At 71.2% G+C, this 19577-nt stretch carries 16 protein-coding genes; 10 read left to right on the top strand and 6 right to left on the bottom strand.

Annotated features, from left to right (window positions below; all coding sequences use genetic code 11):
- Positions 1–26: 26 nt before the first annotated feature.
- Positions 27–1304: an acetyl-CoA C-acetyltransferase gene (locus IEZ13_RS14995; RefSeq protein ID WP_183222022.1), complete on the bottom strand. Its 1278-nt coding sequence runs from the start codon at positions 1302–1304 to the stop codon at positions 27–29.
- Positions 1305–1355: 51 nt separating this feature from the next.
- On the opposite strand from IEZ13_RS14995, the gene IEZ13_RS14990 reads away from it, so the two are divergent.
- Entirely contained in the window at positions 1356–2696 is a 1341-nt protein-coding gene (locus tag IEZ13_RS14990; RefSeq protein ID WP_183221968.1) for a 3-oxoacyl-ACP reductase, read from the top strand.
- A 1-nt stretch (position 2697) separates the two neighbouring features.
- Positions 2698–3567 (top strand): MaoC family dehydratase, encoded by an 870-nt coding sequence (locus IEZ13_RS14985; RefSeq protein ID WP_183221969.1) that lies wholly within the window; start codon positions 2698–2700, stop codon positions 3565–3567.
- Here IEZ13_RS14985 and IEZ13_RS14980 read toward each other — a convergent pair.
- Positions 3551–4372, bottom strand: coding sequence for a hypothetical protein (locus IEZ13_RS14980; RefSeq protein ID WP_183221970.1), 822 nt, complete (start codon positions 4370–4372; stop codon positions 3551–3553). The two genes, IEZ13_RS14985 and IEZ13_RS14980, sit on opposite strands and share 17 nt — an antisense overlap.
- Positions 4373–4840: 468 nt before the next feature.
- On the opposite strand from IEZ13_RS14980, the gene IEZ13_RS14975 reads away from it, so the two are divergent.
- The 3 genes from IEZ13_RS14975 (at position 4841) to IEZ13_RS14965 (ending at position 9370) form a co-directional block, all read left to right on the top strand.
- Positions 4841–5350: a GNAT family N-acetyltransferase gene (locus IEZ13_RS14975; protein WP_183221971.1), complete on the top strand. Its 510-nt coding sequence runs from the start codon at positions 4841–4843 to the stop codon at positions 5348–5350.
- 167 nt (positions 5351–5517) lie between these two features.
- Entirely contained in the window at positions 5518–6882 is a 1365-nt protein-coding gene (locus IEZ13_RS14970; protein WP_221245564.1) for an IS701 family transposase, read from the top strand.
- Positions 6883–8758: 1876 nt separating this feature from the next.
- The gene (locus tag IEZ13_RS14965; RefSeq protein ID WP_203833909.1) at positions 8759–9370 is read left to right on the top strand and encodes a hypothetical protein; all 612 of its coding nucleotides are present in this window, start codon (positions 8759–8761) and stop codon (positions 9368–9370) included.
- Between the two features lie 379 nt (positions 9371–9749).
- Here IEZ13_RS14965 and IEZ13_RS14960 read toward each other — a convergent pair whose 3' ends face one another.
- The 3 genes from IEZ13_RS14960 to dhaM all read right to left on the bottom strand — a co-directional run bounded on the left by IEZ13_RS14960 (position 9750) and on the right by dhaM (position 11884).
- On the bottom strand, positions 9750–11117 hold the full coding sequence (locus IEZ13_RS14960; protein ID WP_183221972.1) for an endo-1,4-beta-xylanase: 1368 nt from the start codon (positions 11115–11117) through the stop codon (positions 9750–9752).
- Between the two features lie 136 nt (positions 11118–11253).
- Positions 11254–11514: an HPr family phosphocarrier protein gene (locus IEZ13_RS14955; protein WP_183221973.1), complete on the bottom strand. Its 261-nt coding sequence runs from the start codon at positions 11512–11514 to the stop codon at positions 11254–11256.
- Complete coding sequence (dhaM, locus tag IEZ13_RS14950) at positions 11498–11884, bottom strand: dihydroxyacetone kinase phosphoryl donor subunit DhaM (RefSeq protein ID WP_183221974.1); 387 nt, start codon at positions 11882–11884, stop codon at positions 11498–11500. The genes IEZ13_RS14955 and dhaM overlap by 17 nt, the downstream gene beginning before the upstream one ends.
- Positions 11885–11992: 108 nt before the next feature.
- Here dhaM and dhaK point away from each other — a divergent pair, with 108 nt between their 5' ends.
- The 5 genes from dhaK to IEZ13_RS14925 all read left to right on the top strand — a co-directional run bounded on the left by dhaK (position 11993) and on the right by IEZ13_RS14925 (position 17299).
- Positions 11993–12991, top strand: coding sequence for a dihydroxyacetone kinase subunit DhaK (dhaK, locus tag IEZ13_RS14945; protein WP_183221975.1), 999 nt, complete (start codon positions 11993–11995; stop codon positions 12989–12991).
- 1 nt (position 12992) lies between these two features.
- Positions 12993–13637, top strand: a complete 645-nt coding sequence (gene dhaL, locus IEZ13_RS14940; RefSeq protein WP_183221976.1) for a dihydroxyacetone kinase subunit DhaL — start codon at positions 12993–12995, stop codon at positions 13635–13637.
- A gap of 73 nt (positions 13638–13710) precedes the next feature.
- The gene (locus tag IEZ13_RS14935) at positions 13711–15279 is read left to right on the top strand and encodes a methyl-accepting chemotaxis protein (RefSeq protein WP_229794706.1); all 1569 of its coding nucleotides are present in this window, start codon (positions 13711–13713) and stop codon (positions 15277–15279) included.
- Positions 15280–15295: 16 nt separating this feature from the next.
- The gene (locus tag IEZ13_RS14930) at positions 15296–15991 is read left to right on the top strand and encodes an acetoacetate decarboxylase family protein (protein WP_229794705.1); all 696 of its coding nucleotides are present in this window, start codon (positions 15296–15298) and stop codon (positions 15989–15991) included.
- A gap of 54 nt (positions 15992–16045) precedes the next feature.
- Complete coding sequence (locus IEZ13_RS14925) at positions 16046–17299, top strand: YibE/F family protein (RefSeq protein ID WP_183221977.1); 1254 nt, start codon at positions 16046–16048, stop codon at positions 17297–17299.
- A 44-nt stretch (positions 17300–17343) separates the two neighbouring features.
- Here IEZ13_RS14925 and recD2 read toward each other — a convergent pair whose 3' ends face one another.
- Positions 17344–19527 carry an SF1B family DNA helicase RecD2 gene (gene recD2, locus IEZ13_RS14920; RefSeq protein WP_183221978.1) on the bottom strand — a complete coding sequence of 728 codons (2184 nt, stop codon included), beginning with the start codon at positions 19525–19527 and terminating at the stop codon, positions 17344–17346.
- Between the last annotated feature and the right edge of the window lie 50 nt (positions 19528–19577).

Raw genomic sequence — 19577 nt, 5'->3', positions numbered from 1 at the left:
TCCGGGACAAGCCCCATCAATGGGTCTCAACGCTCCAGGATCGCCACCACGCCCTGACCGCCGGCCGCGCAGATGGAGATCAGGCCCCGGCCCGAGCCCTTCACCGCGAGCTGCTTGGCCAGGGACGCGACGATCCGGCCGCCGGTCGCCGCGAACGGGTGGCCGGCCGCCAGCGAGGACCCGTTGACGTTGAGCCTCGCCCGGTCGATCGAGCCGAGCGGGGCGTCCAGGCCGAGCCTCTCCTTGCAGAACTCGGGCGACTCCCACGCCGCGAGGGTGGCCAGCACCTGTGACGCGAACGCCTCGTGGATCTCGTAGTAGTCGAAGTCCTGGAGGGTGAGGCCGTTGCGGGCCAGCATCCGGGGCACCGCGTAGGCGGGCGCCATCAGCAGGCCCTCGTCGCCGTGCACGTAGTCGACCGCCGCGGTCTCCGAGTCGGCGAACCAGGCCAGCACCGGCAGCGAATGCTCGGCCGCCCACTCCTCGGAGGCGAGCAGCACGGTCGAGGCGCCGTCGGTGAGCGGCGTCGAGTTGCCCGCCGTCATCGTGGCGTTCTCCTCGCCGTACACCGGCTTCAGCTTCGCCAGTTTCTCCAGGCTGGTGTCCGCGCGCAGGTTCTGGTCCCGGGTCAGCCCCAGATAGGGCGTCAGAAGATCATCGAAAAAGCCGCGATCGTACGCCTCCGCGAGCCGCTGGTGGGAGGTGAGCGCCAGCTCGTCCTGGTCGGCCCGCCCGATGTTCCACCGCAGGGCCGTGACCGCCGCGTGCTCGCCCATCGACAGCCCGGTCCGCGGCTCGGCGTTGCGCGGCAGCTCCGGCTTGATCGCGTGCTGCGGGCGCAGCTTGGCCACCGCCCTGAGCCGCTCACCGAGGCTCCGGGCCCGGTTCAGCTGGAGCAGAGCGCGCCGCATGTCCTCGTTGAGCTGCAACGGAGCGTCCGAGGTGGTGTCCACGCCACCGGCCACGCCGGAGTCGATCTGCCCGAGCGCGATCTTGTTGGCCACCAGGATGGCCGCCTCCAGGCCGGTCCCGCAGGCCTGCTGGATGTCGTAGGCCGGGGTCCGCGGGTCCAGCCGCGAACCGAGCACCGTCTCCCGGGTCAGGTTGAAGTCGCGCGAGTGCTTCAGCACGGCCCCCGCCACGACCTCGCCGAGCCGCTCACCGGCCAGCCCGAACCGGGCGATCAGCCCGTCCAGCGCGGCGGTCAGCATGTCCTGGTTCGAGGCCTCGGCGTAGCGGCTGTTGGAGCGGGCGAACGGAATCCGGTTCCCGCCCAGCACGGCCACACGGCGCACGTCCACCACGACTATCCTCCACATCGAAGAATCTCGGTTACTCACCGGTAGGCTACTCGCATGGCTGACAGGTACGCGAACTTCGCCAACTCCGGTCTCGGCCGGACCGTGGTCAAGCGCCTCGGGCTGCCTGATCCGCCCCGGCTGCGCCGCCACCGGGCCGGAGATCCGCTGGTCAACGGGCCGGTCCTGCTGGGCGCGGCGCCGGGCGGCCGGCTCTCCGAGCCGATCCGCAAGCTTCTGGGCGCGGCGGGCGCGGAGGTCACCGATCAAAACCCGGACGGGGTACGGGTGAGCGCACTCGTCCTCGACGCCACCGGGATCACCGACAGCACCGGGCTGCGGGCACTCTACGACTTCTTCCACCCGTACGCCCGCTCCCTGGAGGTCTCCGGCCGCGTGCTGGTGCTCGGCACCCCACCGGAAGCCACCGCGACGCCGGCCGAGGCGACCGCGCAGCGGAGCCTGGAAGGCCTGACCCGCAGCATCGGCAAGGAATTCGGGCGCGGGGTGACCGCGCAGCTCGTCTACGTGGCGCCCGGCGGCGAGCAGGCCGTCGAGTCGACGCTGCGCTTCCTGCTCAGCGGCCGCTCGGCGTACGTCTCCGGCCAGGTCGTCCGCATCGGCGCCGGCGACGTGCCCGCCCCGGCCGACTGGGACCGGCCCCTCGACGGCAAACTCGCCCTGGTCACCGGCGCGGCCCGGGGCATCGGCGCCGCCATCGCCCGGGTGCTGGCCCGCGACGGCGCCGACGTGATCGCGCTCGACGTGCCGGCCGCCGGCGACGCGCTCGCCGACGTGGCCAACGAGGCCCGCGGCCGCGCCCTGCAACTCGACCTCACCGCCGACGACGCGCCCGAGCGCCTGGCCGGATACCTGGCCGCCGGACCGCACACCGGCGTCGACATCGTCGTGCACAACGCCGGCATCACCCGGGACAAGACGATCGCCCGGATGTCCGAGGACCGGTGGGACTCGGTGATCGGCGTCAACCTGACCGCCCCGGAACGCGTCGACGACCTGCTCCTGGAACGCGGGCTCATCGGCTCCGGCGGGCGGATCGTCGGCGTCGCCTCGATCGCCGGCATCGCCGGGAACCGCGGGCAGACCAACTACGCCACCAGCAAGGCCGGCGTCATCGGGAGGGTCCAGGCGTACGCCCCGGTGCTGCTCCCGCGCGGCATCACCATCAACGCGGTCGCGCCCGGCTTCATCGAGACGGCGATGACCGCGAAGATGCCGATCGGGCTGCGCGAGGCCGGACGGCGGCTCAACAGCATGTCCCAGGGCGGCCTGCCGGTCGACGTGGCCGAGACGATCGCCTGGCTCGCCTCGCCCGGGTCGGCGACGATCACCGGCAACGTGGTCCGGGTCTGCGGCCAGAGCCTGCTCGGGGCCTGACATGGTGGCGGTCGTCGAGCTCAGCGAAGGGCCGGGCACCACGGCCGCGTACGCCCGGGCCGCCCTCGGCCTGCTGCCCGGCCTCGGCCGCTCCGGCGACACACTTCCCGACGTCGAGGTCCAGCACCGGGGCGTGACGGTCGACCCGGGGCACCTGGCCGCGTACGACCGGGTCTGCGGGTTCCGGCTCATCGACACGCTGCCCGCGACCTACCCGCACGTGCTGGCGTTCCCGCTGGCCCTGCGACTGATGACGGGGGACGGCTTTCCGCTCCCACTGATCGGCCTGGTCCATGTCGCCAACCGGATCACCGTGCGCCGCGCCATTCCGTCCAGCGCGGTGCTCGACCTGTCGGTCCGGGCCGCCGACCTGCGGGAGCATCCGCGCGGGCGCCAGTTCGACATCGTCGCCACCGCCACGGTCGACGGGGCCGAGGTGTGGCGGGGCGTCTCCACGTACCTGCGTCTCGACGCCTCCCGTGCCGGCTCGCGTTCCGCTTCTTCCGGTGGTTCGCTCACCGGGTCGCGCCCGTCCCCGGTCGGCGGGGCCGTGTGGCGGGTGCCCGCCCGGGTCGGCGGTGACTACGCCGCGGTCTCCGGCGACCGCAACCCGATCCACACCTCCCGGCTGGGGGCGCGGCTCTTCGGCTTCCCGCGCCCGATCGCCCACGGCATGTGGACCGTGGCCCGCTGTCTGGCCGCCCTGGAGGGCCGCCTCCCCGGCGCGTACACCGTCGACGTCGCCTTCAAGAAGCCGGTCCTGCTGCCGGCCACGGTCCGGTTCACCGCGAAGCCGGCCGCCACCGGCTGGGATCTCACCGTCCACTCGGGGCAGCCGCACCTGTCCGGCACGGTCACCGCCGGCCGATGACGATGGCGCTCAGGTCCCGTGGCTCCGGGTCGGGGCAGTCGGTCAACCGCGGTCGCTCGCAGCGCACATAGGTGCCGACGCCCGGATCGAGGTCGGTCCGGGTGAAATACACCCTGGCCGCCGCCTGCCACAGGTTGTGCGCCCGCAGATACAGCCGTGTGCCCTGATACCTCGCGACGTCGACCGGGACCGGGAAGGTGACCTTGGCCCGCCAGTCACGGACATCCGCCTCACCCGAGGCGATCTCCGTGCCCCGCTCGTCGACGACGGCCAGCAACAGCCGGGCGCCCTCCCCACCCGCCGCGACCTCCACCGACAGGATCAACGACCCGGTCACCCGGAACTGGGTCGCCACCCAGTCACGGCGCTTCAACGGATGCGCGACATTCTGCGCGCTGCTCGGCCAGATCTCGTGCATCCGGATCTCGTCACCCGGCTCCGGAGCGACGTTCTGCGCGCTGCTCGGCCAGATCCCGGGCCCCCGGACCCCGTCACCCGGCTCCGGGCTCCCGTAGAACGGATTCAACGCCATCCCCGAGATCGCCAGAAGGACCGACGCCACCGCGCCGGCGATCCACCGGCGCGGCGCCAGCCACACGGTCAGCGCCGTGGCCCCGGTCGCGACGAGCACGACCAGCAGGTTCCACAGCTTCGCCGGTTCGTCCTGCTCCGCCACGAAGACGCCGAGGAGCCCGAACGCCCCCATCGCCGCGGTGACGACCGCCGGCGTCCGCGACCGCCGGCCGGTCTCCGGAGCGGGACCTGGCTCGGCGGGCCTCTCGGTAACAGCACCTCGACCTGCCATGAGTGAATCCATGCCCGGCGATCGAGGTCATCAAGGCCCGCGGTCGTTGATCCGACAGGCCACACCGTCGTGCCCGTTTCATCCCCATCCTTGATCATGTGGAGCCGCCCCCGCTGGCGGTGGCTCTTTCCGTGGCCCCGCCCGCGCCGGCCCTCTCGGTGGCCACCCTCTCCGTGGCCCCGCCCGCGCCGATCTCCTTCGTGGCTTTCGCGGCTTGCGTCGGCCGTCTTCGTGGCTTTCCCCGCCCGCGCCGGCCGGAAAAGCCGCACGGCGGCGGAACGATCGACTCGGGCATGCCGGTACCTCAGTGACGACACCTCGGCATCCGGCGTCTTGCGGCGTTGACTCGGCATCCGGCGTTCTGTTGCGTTGGCCCGGCATCCGGCATCCGGCGTCGTGCCGCGCCGGCCTGGCGCGTTATCGCGTTGATCCGGCAGACGGGGCTTCGGTAGGTTCCGGGGCATGCGGATGGGTGATCTCGCAGGCGCGATGGTGCGGCTGCGACCGGCGATCCGGGACGACATCGCGGCGCTCGCCCGGATCCGGGCGGCGCCCGAGGTGTACCAGCGGTGGGGCGGAGGCGACGACCTGACCACCACCGTCGCGGAGGACCTCGCCGATCCCGGCACGCGAGTGCTCGTCATCCTCTACGAGGACCGCGTCGTCGGCGCCATCCAATGGAGCGAGGAGGCGGACCCCGACTACCGCCACGCCGGTATCGACATCTACCTCAGCCCGGAGGTGCACGGCCTCGGGCTGGGTAGCGACGCGGTTCGTACCGTAGCCCGGCATCTCATCGACGACCTCGGCCACCACCGCCTGGTGATCGATCCCGCCGCCGACAACCACGCGGCGATCCGCTGCTACGCCAAGGTCGGCTTCCGCCCGGTCGGCGTCATGCGCCGGTACGAGCGAGGCCCGGACGGCACCTGGCACGACGGCCTCCTGATGGACCTCCTCGCCGGCGAGATGACGTGATCAGCCGGAATCCTCTCTGATCCTCGAACCACCGACGATGGTCCCCTCTCGACTTTCGCACTTTTGGGTGGTTGAGCGTGGGTGTGCGGCGTGGCGCGGTGAGGGGATCTCAGAAGAGATGAAGCATCGGCGGTTCACTATCTTCGGGCAGAAGGTGTGGACCGCCGATGCTTCAGTACGAGACCCTACCGCCGTCGCTGGCCGGGATGCTTCGCTCGTTCCGGTCGTGTTTCACCGCTCCGACGTTTCGCACGTTCAGTGCGTTGCCGGCCGGGATGATCGCGCAGCCGGGCCGGCACACGGTGTGCGGGATGCTGACCGCCGCCGGGCTGGCCGGGGTATGGCACCACGCCAAGGCCCACTGGTTCTTCAGCCGGGCCCGCTGGAACACCGACGAGGTCGGTCTGGTTCTGTTTCGCCTGGTCGTCACCCATCTCATCCCGGCTGACGCGCCGATCGTCATCGCCGTCGACGACACTCTGCTGCGCCGCAGCGGCCGCAAGGTGGCGCTGACCGGGTGGCACTACGACGGCGCCGCAGGCCGTGACGAGAAGGGCCGGACCCGGACCGCCTGGGGCAACTGCTGGGTCGTGGCCGCCGTGATCGTGAACCTGCCGATGCTGCACCGCCCGGTCGCCCTGCCGGTCGCCGCCGCACCGTATCCACCCCGCGACGCCAGCAAACACGTCCTGGCCTGCCGCCTGGTGACCCGCCTCGCGCACGCCTGCCCGCACCGGCAGTTCCACGTCGTCGCCGACTGCTGGTACGCCGGCATGGACGGCGCCGCCGGCGCCGCCCGCACCCCCGCCGCCGCCCGGCGGGGCGTGCCCACCAACGTCACCGTCACCGCCCGGCTACGCGCCAACGCCGGCCTCACCGCGATCGCCGAGCCCGTACCCGGCGCCGGCGGCCGGCCCCGCCGTATCGGCGCCCGCCTGGGCACCCCCAAACACCTCGCCGCCACCGCCACCTGGAACAGCGCCACAGTCCACCGCTACGGCACCACCGGCACCGTCGACCTCGCCGAGTTCACCGTGCTCTGGTACGGCGTCTACCGCAGCCGCGCCGTCCGAGTGATCCTGCTGCGCGATCCCGGCCGACCCACCCGAACCGGCTACCACCTCGCCCTGATCACCACCGACCTGACCACACCCACCGCCGACCTGATCAACCGCTACGCCACCCGCTGGAGCATCGAAGTCGCCTTCCAAGACGCCAAACAGACCACCGGCGTCGGCCAAGCCCGCAACCGCACCCGGCAAGCCGTCGAACGCACCGCCCCGTTCGGCTTCTACACCCAGACCATCGTCATCTGCTGGTACACCCTGCACGGCCACACCAGCCACACCGTCACCCAACGCCGCACCGCCGCACCCTGGTACCCGACCAAAACCCAGCCGTCCTACCAAGACATGATCACCAAACTCCGCCGCACCCTCATCGCCACCCGAATTCTTGGCACATCCCCAGCTCAACCAACCGCCGAAGAACTCCACACCCTCCGACTGACCTGGGCCGAAGAAGCCGCCTGAAACCCCACAACTACGAAAGTCGAGTCCCCTCCGAGCCACAAGATTCAGGAGTTACCACGCCTTCGTCACTTGGGCGCCTGACAGGCGAGATCAGGCTCTGCCACGCCGGTGACGGCCGTGACGGTCGCCGGCGTATCCAGCCGCTGCGGACCAGATCCGTGCTGGCGGTGGTTCACAGGGTGAATTCGCCTGTCCGCATGTTCCGTGGGCGCCTTCCCGGGTGAACCTCACTATTTCCTGACAAATCTCGCTCGCATGGTGATTCGGCCGGACGTGGTCTGGGACGTGGCTGTCGGCCGGTCATATTCGGTAGTGATTTCCCGTGCCGAATGCCGATGGTCTCGACAGCCGTGTAGAAGTTCGCGAGACGTTCCAATGCGTGCCGATGTGCCGTTACAAAGCGGCGGGGACGACAGGTTGGCATGATCGACTTCTTACACTTCTGAGCCGGGGTTCGGGATAATTCTCGTATGAGGCAGTCATCGTTGTTTGGAAGGGCGGAAATCGCCGGGATGCGCGATCGCTCCGCGTCGCGGAACTATTCCGCCGCCCGCGATGAATTCCGTCGTGAACATGAGCGGCACCGCGCATGGGGCCTTCGGTGCCGTCATGCCGAAAAGCTGCGCCGTGCCCGCCATGACGACCGCACACCACCGGCAAGGGCTGCCCCCAGCGTCGTTCCGGTCTGTCCGACGGCACCCACTTCCCGGCCGGGAGTCGGCGTCGCCCCGTCGGCCCCGGTTGGCTTGGAGGTGTCCGCTGTCCCGCCGGCCGCGATGATCTCGGAATCGTCCGTTGTCCCGCCGGTCGCGGCGGCCTCGGAAGTGACACCCGGCCCCCGGGTGACAGCTGCTTCAGAGGTCGGGCCGGCCCGGCGAGCCGCGCCGGTCTCGAGGTCGTTGGTTGCGCCGGGAGTGCCGGGTGCTCCGGCGGCTGTAGTGGTTCCGTGCGCGTCGGCTGTCTCAGCGGCTGTGTTGACCCTGCAGGTGTTGGCTGCTCCTGTGGTTGAGGCCCTTCCCGAGCCGTCAGTCGGCCCGGAAGGTGGGGTCGCTCCGGAGGCGCTGGCTGCTCCGGCGGCTGTAGCGAATCCATCTGCGTCGGCTGTCTCGGCAGCTGTGTCGACTCCGCAGGTGTTGGCTGCTCCAGTGGCTGAGGCCCTCCCGGAGACGTTAGCCGGCCCGGAAGGTGGGGCCGCCCCGGAAGTGCCACCCACTCGGGCGGCGGTGGCGGTCCTCGGAGTGTCAGCTGTCACGGGAGCCGAGGTGGTTCTAGGAATGTCAGATTCTCCGGAATTGCCGCCGTTTAAGAAATTCGCTAGTGTCCCGCCAATTGGAGGTGCTCCGGGCGGTAGCCACTACGACGGGTGCGGTGAATCCGCGATTGTGGTGGTTCTGCAAACTGTCAGTCACTCCTCGAGGGCTGGATTTCTTGCTTCTGTTTTGTATCCCACCGCGAAGAATGGCGGCAGAGCGCAGTCGAAGGGGTTGCGACGACGAAGACCTGGTGGAAATGGTTTTCGACGGAGGGGTGCGATGGGGGCGGGTCTGGGTTTGCGCGCTGTCGGACGGAATCCGCAAACCGGATCCGAGGATGACGTCGACACACGGAGTTGCGGTGTGAAGAGAGCAGCCAAAGCGTCTACGGAGGGCGGCGGCGGTGGTGGCCATCGGCAGTGTGGAGACTGATGGTGGGCCACGGCGACGGCGGCGGCAACGGTGTGTGGGCGACGGCGACGGCGGCGGCAACGGTGAGTGGGCGACGGCGACGGTGGGCAGGGGTGAGGTGGGAGCGCGGGCGCCGGGTGAATGGTGGAGTCTGTGTGACGCGCTTCTGCCGGGGTGGCCTGCGTTGATGGAGGTCGCTAGCGTTCTTGATCATGTGGATTCGTGCTGCTGCGGTGGCGGCCTGTGTTGTTCTCCTTGCCGGTTGTACCGGGTCGACCGGCGCGGGCAGGGTGGCGACGGAGGAGTCGTCGGCGGGGCGGTCGATTCAAGCCCGCTGGTGGGAGTGGGCGGCCGCCGAGCCCGAGGGCACCAATCCCGTCGTCGACGAGACCGGCGAGCACTGCGCCCGTAATCAGCCTGGAGACGTGTGGTTTCTCGCCGGGACGTTCGGTGGACGGGTCGAGCGGCGGTGCACGGTTCCGCTTGGTGTGCCGGTGGTCGCGCCGGTGGTCAACCTGGTCGCCACCAGAGCGTGGGACTGTTTCGCCTTCATGACTGAGGCCTCGGGCGTGGTCGAGCTCGACGGCGCTGAAGTGCCGCTGGAGCGTTTCGAGGACGAGCCGATCACCTTCGTCGCCGGAGCGGGTAACCCGGTGACCGGTGTGGGCGGCAGCACCCAGGGTGCGGGGTGCGGGCTCTGGGCCCGGATCGATCCGCTCGGCGCCGGCGAGCACCACGTCTCCATCCGCGGGACGTCGGGGACTCTCGAGGTGGTCGCGGAGTACACGCTGACGGTGGCCGCATCGTCCGAGTCGGCGGCATAGAACCCGCCGCGCGGCTTGGAGAAGTTCGGGCTGAGCGGGGAAGCGCCGGGAGGTTCGGGAAGAGGGCTGGTCGGTGTGGGAGCGCCGCGTGGCCTGGAGACGTGCGGGCTGAACGATTTGGGGCGTTGGGAGGCCCGGGAAGGGTGGGCTGCTCGGTGTGGGGGCGCCGCGTGGCCCGGGGAAGTGCGGGCTGGTCGGTGTGGGGGCGCCGAGTGGCCCGGGGAGGTGCGGGCTGAGCGGTGTGGGAGCGCCGTGGGGCCTGGAGAAGTGCGGGCTGAGTGGGGGAGCGCCGGGTGGATTGGGAAGGGTGGGCTGGTCGGCATAGGAGAGCCGCGCGGCCCGGGGAAGGGCAGGCCGCGCGGCGGGGTGGGGCCGGGAGTCAGCGGGCGGTGCAGGTGGTGGTTGTGGACGGGGGGTTGCCGGTGCCCTGGAAGCCGAACTCGGTGGTGCCGCCGGCGGCGACCGTGCCGTTGTAGCCGACGTTGGTGAAGGAGACCGCGCCGCTGGTGCCGGCGGCGGTGGCGCTCCACGTGTTGGTCACGGCGCTGCCGGTGGGCAGGGTGAGGCCGGCGGTCCAGCCGGTCAGGGCGGCCCCGCCGGCGGTCACCTTGACGGTGGCCACGAAACCGCCGGTCCACGCGTTCACCGTGACGGTCGCGGTGCAGGAGCGGGTGCCGGAGGACTGGCTGGCCGACGGGGACGGGGACGCCGACGACGAGGATGCCGACGGGGACGGCGAGGACGTCGAGCCGCCGAGGGCCGCCAGGGTGGAGGTGTAGGCCTGCTTCGGGTTGCCGTTGGCGTCGAACAGCAGCGGGGTGCCGCTGGCCCGCCACGAGTCGCTGTCGCGGATGCCCCACACGGTGATGCCGTTGCACCGGGTGACGGCGAGGCAGTCGCGGACCACATTGGCGTACGTGTTCGCCTGCGTGGTGCCGGAGCCCTCGATGTCGAGCTCGGTGATCTGCACGTCGACGCCGAGATCGGCGAAGTTCTGCAGGGTGGTGCGGTAGTTGCTCGGGTACGGCGAGCCGCTGTTGAAGTGCGATTGGAAGCCGACGCAGTCGATCGGCACACCGCGCGCCTTGAAGTCCTTGACCATGTTGTAGACGCCCTGCGTCTTGGCCCAGGTCCAGTTGTCGGTGTTGTAGTCGTTGTAGCAGAGCTTGACAGCCGGGTCGGCGGCGCGCGCGGTCTTGAACGCGTCCTCGATCCAGTCGTTGCCGGTGCGCTGCAGGTTGGAGTCGCGGCGGCCGCCGTTGCTGTCGTCGAACGCCTCGTTCACCACGTCCCAGGAGTCGATCTTGCCCTTGTAGTGGGTCATGACCTGGGTGATGTGGTTCTTCATGGCACTGCGCAGCGCGGTGCCGCTCATGCTCTGCATCCAGCCGGGCTGCTGCGAGTGCCAGGCCAGCGTGTGACCGCGGACCTTGGCGCCCATCCCGTTGGCAAGGGTGATCAGCCGGTCGGCGGTGGTGTAGTTGAACTGGTTCTGTTGCGGTTCGAGAGCGTCGATCTTCATCTCGTTCTCGGCCGTGACCGAGTTGAACTCGCGGTTGAGGATGCTCGAGTAGGTCGCGTCGCTCAGCTTGTTGATCGAGACCGCGGTGCCGAAGTAGCGGCCCTGGGCGGCGGCGGCCGACCCGAGGGTGCTGGCGGCGTCGGCCGAGGGCGAGAGGACGGTGAGCGCGCCGGCGGTCAGGGCGCCGGTGGCCAGGACGGTGAGGATCGCGCGGGATCGTCTCATGGGGAACTCCAGTCGGGGATCTGGAAGGCATCGACGGGGATCGACGCCACTCCGGAACGCTACCGACATGTTCCGGAAACCTCAACCGGTTCAGTCGATGAATCGCCAGGCAGTCACGTCCGAAACTTTCGGAAGATCACTCGGAGGTGAGCAGAGCCGCAGCGACCGCCCGGGCCGCCGCCGCAGCGTCCCCACCGGTGGCGTGCACGACGACCGTGGCGCCCGTGTCCGCCCCCAGCGACATCAGCCGCAGGGCGCTGCGGGCGCTCGCGGACCGCTCGCCCACCCGTACCTCGATCTGGGATTGAAAGGATGCCGCGGCCCGGACCACCGCGCCCGCCGGGCGGGCGTGCAACGCGGCCGGAAGGACCACCGGGATCTCAAAATTTCCCGACATCGCGGGCCTCCCGGGCGGCGTCGGCGACCGTCGCGAGATCGGCGCCGGTCGAGGCGAGGACCGCGGCGGCCACCGCGCCCTCGACGAACGGGGCGTCGACGAGGAGCGGGCCGTCCGGCAGATCGGCCAGCACGGCACGGGTGGTCAGGACGGCGCTGCCCAGATCGGCGAGGATCAGCACCCCCGCCCCGGCGTCGGCACGGGCGATCGCCGCTTCGATCAGGTCGGCGCTGGTGCCCAGGCCGCCGTCGCCGGTGCCGCCGGCCGGCTCCACCCGGACGTCCGCGCCGGCCACCTGGGTGAGCAGATCGCGGACGCCGGACGCCAGCGACGAACTGTGTGAGACGAGCACGATCCCGACGTACGCCATGGATCCCGATGGTAGTCACCGAAAGCCTTGGCCGAATCGCTCAGCGCGACCATGCTGTGGGGAACGAGGCGCGACCATGCTGTGGGGAACGAGGCAAAGGAGCCGGCCGTGAAGAAATTCATCAACGATCCTGCCGACGTGGTCGCCGAGGCGCTCGCCGGCCTCGCCGCCGCCCACCCCGAGTTGCGTGTGGACGTGGCCGGGCGGTTCGTGGCCCGGGCCGCCGCGCCCCGCCCCGGCAAGGTGGCGCTGGTGTCCGGCGGCGGTTCCGGGCACGAACCGCTGCACGGTGGTTTCGTGGGGCCGGGGATGCTCGACGCCGCCTGCCCCGGCGAGGTCTTCACCTCCCCGGTCCCCGACCAGATCCTGGCCGCCACCAAGGCCGTCGACGGTGGCGCCGGGGTGGTCCACATCGTGAAGAACTACACCGGTGACGTGATGAACTTCCAGCTCGCCGCGGAACTCGCCGCCGACGAGGGGATCACCGTCGAGACCGTGCTGGTCGACGACGACGTGGCGGTGGAGAACTCGACGTGGACGGCCGGCCGCCGCGGCACCGGCGCCACCCTGCTGGTCGAGAAGATCGCCGGGGCGCTCGCCGAGGAGGGCGCCAAGCTGGGCGAGGTGGCCGCCGCCGGCCGCGAGGTCAACGCCGCCTCCGCCTCCTTCGCCTACGCGCTGACCGCCTGCACCACGCCCGCCGCCGGACGGCCCGGCTTCGACCTGCCGGACGACGAGATCGAGGTCGGCGTCGGCATCCACGGCGAGCCCGGCCGCCGGCGCGAGAAGCTGCGCCCGGCCCGCGAGCTGGTCCGGTCCGCTCTCGACGCGATCCTCGAAGCAAAACCTCTGAACCCCGGCGATCGTACGCTCGTGCTGGTCAACGGCCTGGGCGCGACCCCGTTGCTGGAGCAGTACCTGGTCTTCGGCGAGGTCGCCACGGTGCTCGCCGAACGGGGTGTGGAGATCAGCCGCCGCCTGGTCGGCAACTACGTGACGAGCCTCGACATGGCCGGCCTGTCGATCACCGTGGCCCGGCTGACCGACGAGATGATCCGGCTGTGGGACGCCCCGGTCCGCACGCCCGGGCTGCGCTGGGGAGTCTGACATGGACACCATCCACCTGGACGTCGCCCTGGCCGTCGCCTGGCTGCGCGCGGCCGCCGCGTCGGTGACCGCCGAGACCGACCAGCTCACCCGCCTGGACGCGGCGATCGGCGACGGCGACCACGGGGTGAACCTGGCCCGCGGCTTCACGGCCGTGGCCGCCACCCTGGACGGTGCCGGGCCCACCGCGGTCGGCGACGTCTTCGTCCGGGCCGGCGCGACCCTGATCTCCAAGGTCGGCGGCGCGTCCGGCCCGCTGTACGGCACCGCCTTCCGGGCCATCGGCAAGGCGCTGCCGCCCGGCGCCGCGTCGGCCGACCTCGCCGACCTGGCCGCCGCCCTGCACGCCGGACTGGACGCGGTCCGCAAGCTGGGCGGGGCCGAACCGGGGGACAGGACGATCGTGGACGCCTTCCGCCCGGCGCTGGACGCCTTCGAGGAGGCGGTGGCCGGTGGCGCGGCCCTGCCCGAGGCGGCGGCGTCGGCGGCCCGGGCGGCCGGGGAGGGGGCCCGCGCCACGGTGCCGCTGACCGCGCGCAAGGGCCGGGCGTCCTACCTGGGCGAGCGCAGCGCCGGTCACCAGGATCCGGGAGCGACCTCCACCTGGCTCATTTTCCAGGCGCTGGCGGACGTGACCGCGCCCTGAGGTCCCATCGGCCCCACCCGTCAATCGGGTGGAGTTGACCCCGGTGGGGCCTTTTCGGTTTCAAACTACGGAGGTGGGGCTGAGCAGGATCTTCGAGGACCGGTCACTGCGCGTGAAGATCGGCGCGGCGGTGATGATCGCTACCCTGAGCGGCATCCTGGTCGGCGGCCTGGCGGTGAAGACGATCCATGACCTGAACGAGGACGGCGCCGCGGCACAACGGCGGTCCCTGGCCATCGCCTCGGCGATCGGCTCGTACAGCACGAACATCGAGGCGTTCAGCGGGGCCGTCTCGGCACGCCAGCTCTACCCCAACCTCGCCGCGCGGGCCGCGGAGCAGATGGCGGGGAATCAGCAGGCGATCGAGGAGGCCCTGGGCACCCTCAACAGCCAGATGCCCGGCGACGCCGCGGTCGCCAAGGCCGAGAGCGACTGGGCGGAGTATCTGACCTTCATCAACCAGGACCGCGCCGGGCAGTCGCGCGCGGAGCTCGTCGCGGCGCTCAAGGAGTACGACGAGCTGCGTACCGCGCTCGCCGCCGACCAGGCCGAACTCCGCAAGCTCGGGATGGCCCTGGCCGAGCAGAGCATCAGCGACGCGAAATCCGACGGCAAGCGGGCCGCGTGGACGGTCGGCATCGTGCTCGCGGTCGGCGTCCTGCTCAGTCTTCTCGTCGGATTCCAGGTCGCGTCCCGGGTGGGCAAGACCGTGCAGGCCGTCTCCCGGCTGGCGGACAAGCTGGCCGAGGGTGATCTCACCGGCACCTCCGGCGTGCGCAGCGGGGACGAGATCGGACAGATGGCGTCGTCGCTGGACCAAGCCGTGGGCCGGCTCCGCTCCGACGTCGTGCAGCTGGCCGGGAGCGCGACCACCCTCCAGGGCGCGGCCGACCGGCTCAGCTCGGTCTCCGGGGCGGTCAACGCGGCCGCCAGCGAGGCGTCCAACCAGGCCGGCACGGTCGCCGCCGCGGCCGACACGGTGTCGCACAACCTCCAGGTCGTCTCGGCCGGCTCGCTGGAGATGGGTTCGGCGATCCGCGACATCAGCGTCTCCACCTCGGAGGCGACCGAGGTGGCCGCGCAGGCGGTGCGGGTGGCCTCGGACACCAACGCGATCGTGGCCCGGCTCGGCGCGTCGTCCGAGGAGATCGCCACCGTGGTCAAGGTGATCACCAGCATCGCCGAGCAGACCAACCTGCTGGCGCTGAACGCGACCATCGAGGCGGCCCGGGCCGGCGAGGTGGGCAAGGGCTTCGCGGTGGTCGCGGGCGAGGTGAAGGACCTGGCCCAGGAGACGGCCAAGGCGACCGAGGACATCTCCCAGCGGGTGCAGGCCATCCAGGCCGACACCAGCGGGGCGGTCACCGCGATCGGCGAGATCTCCGAGATCATCCAGCGGATCAACGGCATCCAGTTGACCATCGCCTCGGCGGTCGAGGAGCAGACCGCCACCACCCAGGAGATGAACCGGACCCTCTCCGAGGCGGCCAGCGGCGCCGGCGACATCGCCCAGACCATCGGTACGGTCTCCGACGCGACCCGCCGTACCACCGACACCGTGGGCGAGACCCGGACCGCGGCCGACGAACTGACCAGCACGGCGGCCCAGTTGCAGGCCGTGGTCTCGCGTTTCCGTTACTGACATCTGGTGCGCGCCCGTGGGAGCTGACACTGTGGAGGGCATGTACCCGCCCGAACCCTGGCATCTGCGTGGTCAGATGTATCTGTCGGTCTTCCTGCTGCCCACGGCACAGGCGCCGGCGCTGCCCCCGGTCCTGGGCGCCGCGGTGCGCCCGCTCACGGTCGGCGGCCGGGTCGCGGTCGGCGCCGCCTGGGTGTCGTACGAGCCGGGCGGCGTCCTGCACTACCGGGAGCTGCTCAGCGCCGTCCTGGTGCGCGAGGGCGGCCGCCCCCGGGTGTGCATCACCGACATCTGGGTGGACAGCGTCGCCTCCCGTGAGGGCGGCCGCCGGCTCTGGGGCATCCCCAAGGAGCTGGCCGAGTTCACCCTCGACGCGGAGAGCGACCCGCTGGTCGACGCCACGATCACCGAGCCCGGGGCGGGCGGCCCGTTCTGTTCGGCGCTGGTCCGGCTCAAACGGCGGATGCCGGGCCGGTTCCCGCTCGGGTTCACGGTGGCGCAGGCGCTCGGCGAGCACGTCAAGCGGACCCCGGTGCGGGGCCGGGCCGGATTGCGGACCGCGTCGGCGGCCTGGCGTCCCGAGCCGGACGGCCCGCTCGGCTACCTGGCCGGGCGGCGGCCGGTGCTGACCCTCGCGATCACCGACTTCTGGCTGGTTTTCGGGCGTTCCGCCGAGGACCGGGCGAAACGCCGCGAGCGCTCGGCGCCCTGACCCGCTCCGGGTACGGTTCGGCAGGACCTTCCGCCGACCGCCACGAGGAGCACGATGAGCCCGGCCGACCACCGTCACCACGCGCACGGTGACCTCCCCGAGTTCCCCGGCGCCCGGCGGCTCACCCTGCTCATGCTGATCCCGGCGGTGCTGATCACCCTGGTCGGCATGTTCCTGCTCTGGCCGGGCGACACGTCGGTGGCGGCCGGGGACGGCGACGGCCCGGTGCAGGTGACCGGTGAGGTGGTGGCGGTCCAGCCGGCCCCGTGCCCGCAGGTGCCGGAGGGCGACCAGCCGCTGGAGAACTGCGGCACCGTGTCGGTCCGGCTCACCAGCGGCGCGGCGTCGGGCACCCAGATCACCACGGACGTCCCGAACGGGCCGGGCGCGCCCGAGGTGGCGGCCGGCGACGACGTGGAGCTGCTCCAGCTCAACGCCGAGGGCGAGACGACGTACGCGATCTCCGACCACCAGCGCGGCGCCGAACTGTGGGCGCTCGGCGCGGCGTTCGCGCTGGCGGTCATCGCCTTCGGCCGGTGGCGCGGGGTCACGGCGCTGGCCGGGCTGGGGGTCACCTTCGGCATCCTGGTGTGGTTCATCGTGCCGGCCATCCTGGACGGCCGGTCCCCGGTGCTGGTGGCGGTGGTCGGCGCCGCCGCGATCATGCTGATCGTGCTCTACCTGACGCACGGGTTGTCGATGACCACGACCATCGCGGTGGCCGGCACCCTGGCCAGCCTGGCGATCACCGCGATCCTGGCCGCGATCGCCACCGGGGCGGTGCACCTGACCGGCGTCGCCGACGAGACGTCCAACTTCCTGACCATCACCCAGGGCGACGTGAACATGCGCGGCCTGCTGCTGGCCGGCATCGTGATCGGCTCGCTGGGCGTGCTGGACGACGTGACGGTCACCCAGTCGGCCACGGTCACCGAGCTGGCGACGGCCAATCCGGCGTACGGGTTCCGGCGCCTCTACGGCGCGGCGACCCGGATCGGCCGGGCGCACATCGCCTCGGTGATCAACACGATCGTGCTGGCGTATGCGGGCGCCTCACTGCCGCTGATGCTGCTGTTCGCGGCCGGCGACACCCCGGTCGACGAGCTGCTCACCACCCAGCTCATCGCGCAGGAGCTGGTCCGCAGCGCGGTCGGCACGATCGGCCTGGTCGCCGCGGTGCCGATCACCACGGCCCTGGCCGCTCTGCTGGCCACCCGCCGGGCCCGGCCGGTCACCCCGCCGCCGGAGCGGGTGGAGCGGCCGGTCGAGGACCCGTGGGCGGCATTCGTGGATCGCGCGGATCAGTAGCCGTACAGTCCGGTGACACCTGGATCCGCGCGGTCCCGGACGGGCTACGAGCCCAGGCGCCGGGCCAGGGCGGTGTGCCGGCGGCCGGCGCCGACCGTGCGCACCGCGGCGGCCAGGGCCCGCCGGGAGCCGACCAGCACCACCAGCCGCTTGGCCCGGGTGATCGCGGTGTAGAGCAGGTTGCGCTGCAACATCATCCAGGCGCTGGTGGTCAGCGGGATCACCACGGCCGGGTACTCCGAGCCCTGCGAACGGTGGATCGTGATGGCGTACGCGTGAGCCAGCTCGTCCAGCTCGTCGAAGTCGTAGTCGATCAGCTCGTCCTCGTCCGTCCGTACGCTCAGGGTCTGCTCCTCGGGCGACAGCCCGGTGACGACGCCCACCGTGCCGTTGAAGACTCCCGCGACCCCCTTGTCGTAGTTGTTGCGGATCTGCGTGACCTTGTCGCCCACCCGGAACACCCGCCCGCCCACCCGCCGCTCCGGCAGCCCCTCCCGGGCCGGGGTGAGCTGCTGCTGGAGCAGCGTGTTGAGCGCGCCCGCGCCGGCCGGGCCGCGATGCATCGGGGTGAGGATCTGGATGTCCCGGCGCGGGTCGAGGCCGAATTTGCGGGGAATCCGGGTGCAGGCCACGTCCACGGTGAGCCCGGCGGTGGCCTCGGTGTCGTCGCACGGGAAGAGGAAGAAGTCACGCATCCCGTCGAACACCGGCGGCCGTCCCTTGTTGACCCGGTGCGCGTTGGTGACCACACCGCTCTCGGCGGCCTGCCGGAAGATCTGGGTGAGCCGCACTCGCGGGATCACCTCGGCGGTGAGGAGGTCGCGCAGCACCTCACCGGCGCCCACCGAGGGCAGCTGGTCGACGTCGCCGACCAGCAGCAGGTGCGCGCCCGGCGGGATCGCCTTGACCAGCTTGTTGGCCAGGATCAGGTCCAGCATGGACGCTTCATCGACGACCACCAGGTCGGCGTCGAGCGGGTTGTCCCGGTCGAAGGTGGCGTCGCCGCCCGGTTGCAGCTTGAGCAGGCGGTGCACGGTGGCGGCCGGGTGGCCGGTCAGCTCGGCGAGCCGCTTCGCGGCCCGGCCGGTCGGCGCCACGAGCTGGATCTTCGCCTGCTTGGCCGCGGCGAGTTCGACGATCGATCGTACGGTGAAGCTCTTGCCGCACCCGGGCCCGCCCGTCAGGACCGCGACCTTCGACGTGAGAGCGAGCCGGACGGCCTGTTCTTGCTCCGGCGCGAGACTGTTGGAGGTCCGCTGCTGCAACCAGGCGAGCGCGCGGGTCCAATCCACATCGGCGAAATGCGGCATCCGGTCTGCTTTATCGCGTAAAAGGCGGATGAGGGTCGAGGAGAGGGACTGCTCCGCCCGATGGAACGGCACCAGGTACACGTCGTCGTCCTCGCGCACCGCACCCTCCTCCTCGACCAGCTCGTCGAGGCAGGTGGGGATCAGCGAACCCGGCACGTCGAGGATCTTGGCGGCGTCGGCCATCAGCTCCGGGGCCGGCAGGAAGCAGTGCCCGTTGTCGGTGGCCTGCGACAGCGTGTACTGGAGGCCCGCCTTCACCCGTTCCGGGCTGTCGTGCGGGATGCCGACCGCCTGCGCGATCGTGTCGGCCGTCTTGAAACCGATGCCCCACACGTCGGCGGCCAGCTTGTACGGCGAGTTCTTCACCACGGAGATGGACGCGTCGCCGTACTTCTTGTAGATCCGGACGGCGATCGAGGTGGACACCCCGACCCCCTGGAGGAAGACCATCACCTCCTTGATCGCCTTCTGCTCGGCCCACGCCGCGGTGATCTTCTTCGTGCGTTTCGGGCCCAGCCCGGCCACCTCGACGAGCCGCTGCGGGGCGGTCTCGATGATCTCCAGGGTGTCGAGTCCGAAATGGTCCACGATCCGCTCGGCGAACACCGGGCCGATGCCCTTGACCAGGCCGGACCCCAGGTAGCGGCGCAGCCCCTGAATGGTCGCGGGCAGCACCGTGGTGTACGAGACGACCTCGAACTGCCGCCCGTACTGGGGATGCGACGACCACCAGCCGCTCAGCCGCAGGCTCTCCCCGGGCTGCGCGCCGAGCAGCGACCCCACCACGGTCAACAGGTCGGTGCTGCTCTTGTGGGCGACCCGGGCCACCGTGTAGCCGGTCTCCTCGTTCACGTAGGTCAGCCGCTCCAGGACGGCCTCGAGAACGTGCGGCGGGCGGGCGGGCGATTCTGGTGGCACGCGCCCATCGTGCCCGCAGGGGTGGAACGAGTCGAGTCCCGGCCCCTAAC

The organism is Actinoplanes campanulatus (genome assembly GCF_014647795.1).
Classification (GTDB): domain Bacteria; phylum Actinomycetota; class Actinomycetes; order Mycobacteriales; family Micromonosporaceae; genus Actinoplanes; species Actinoplanes campanulatus.
This window is presented reverse-complemented; position numbering and strand designations above follow the sequence as displayed.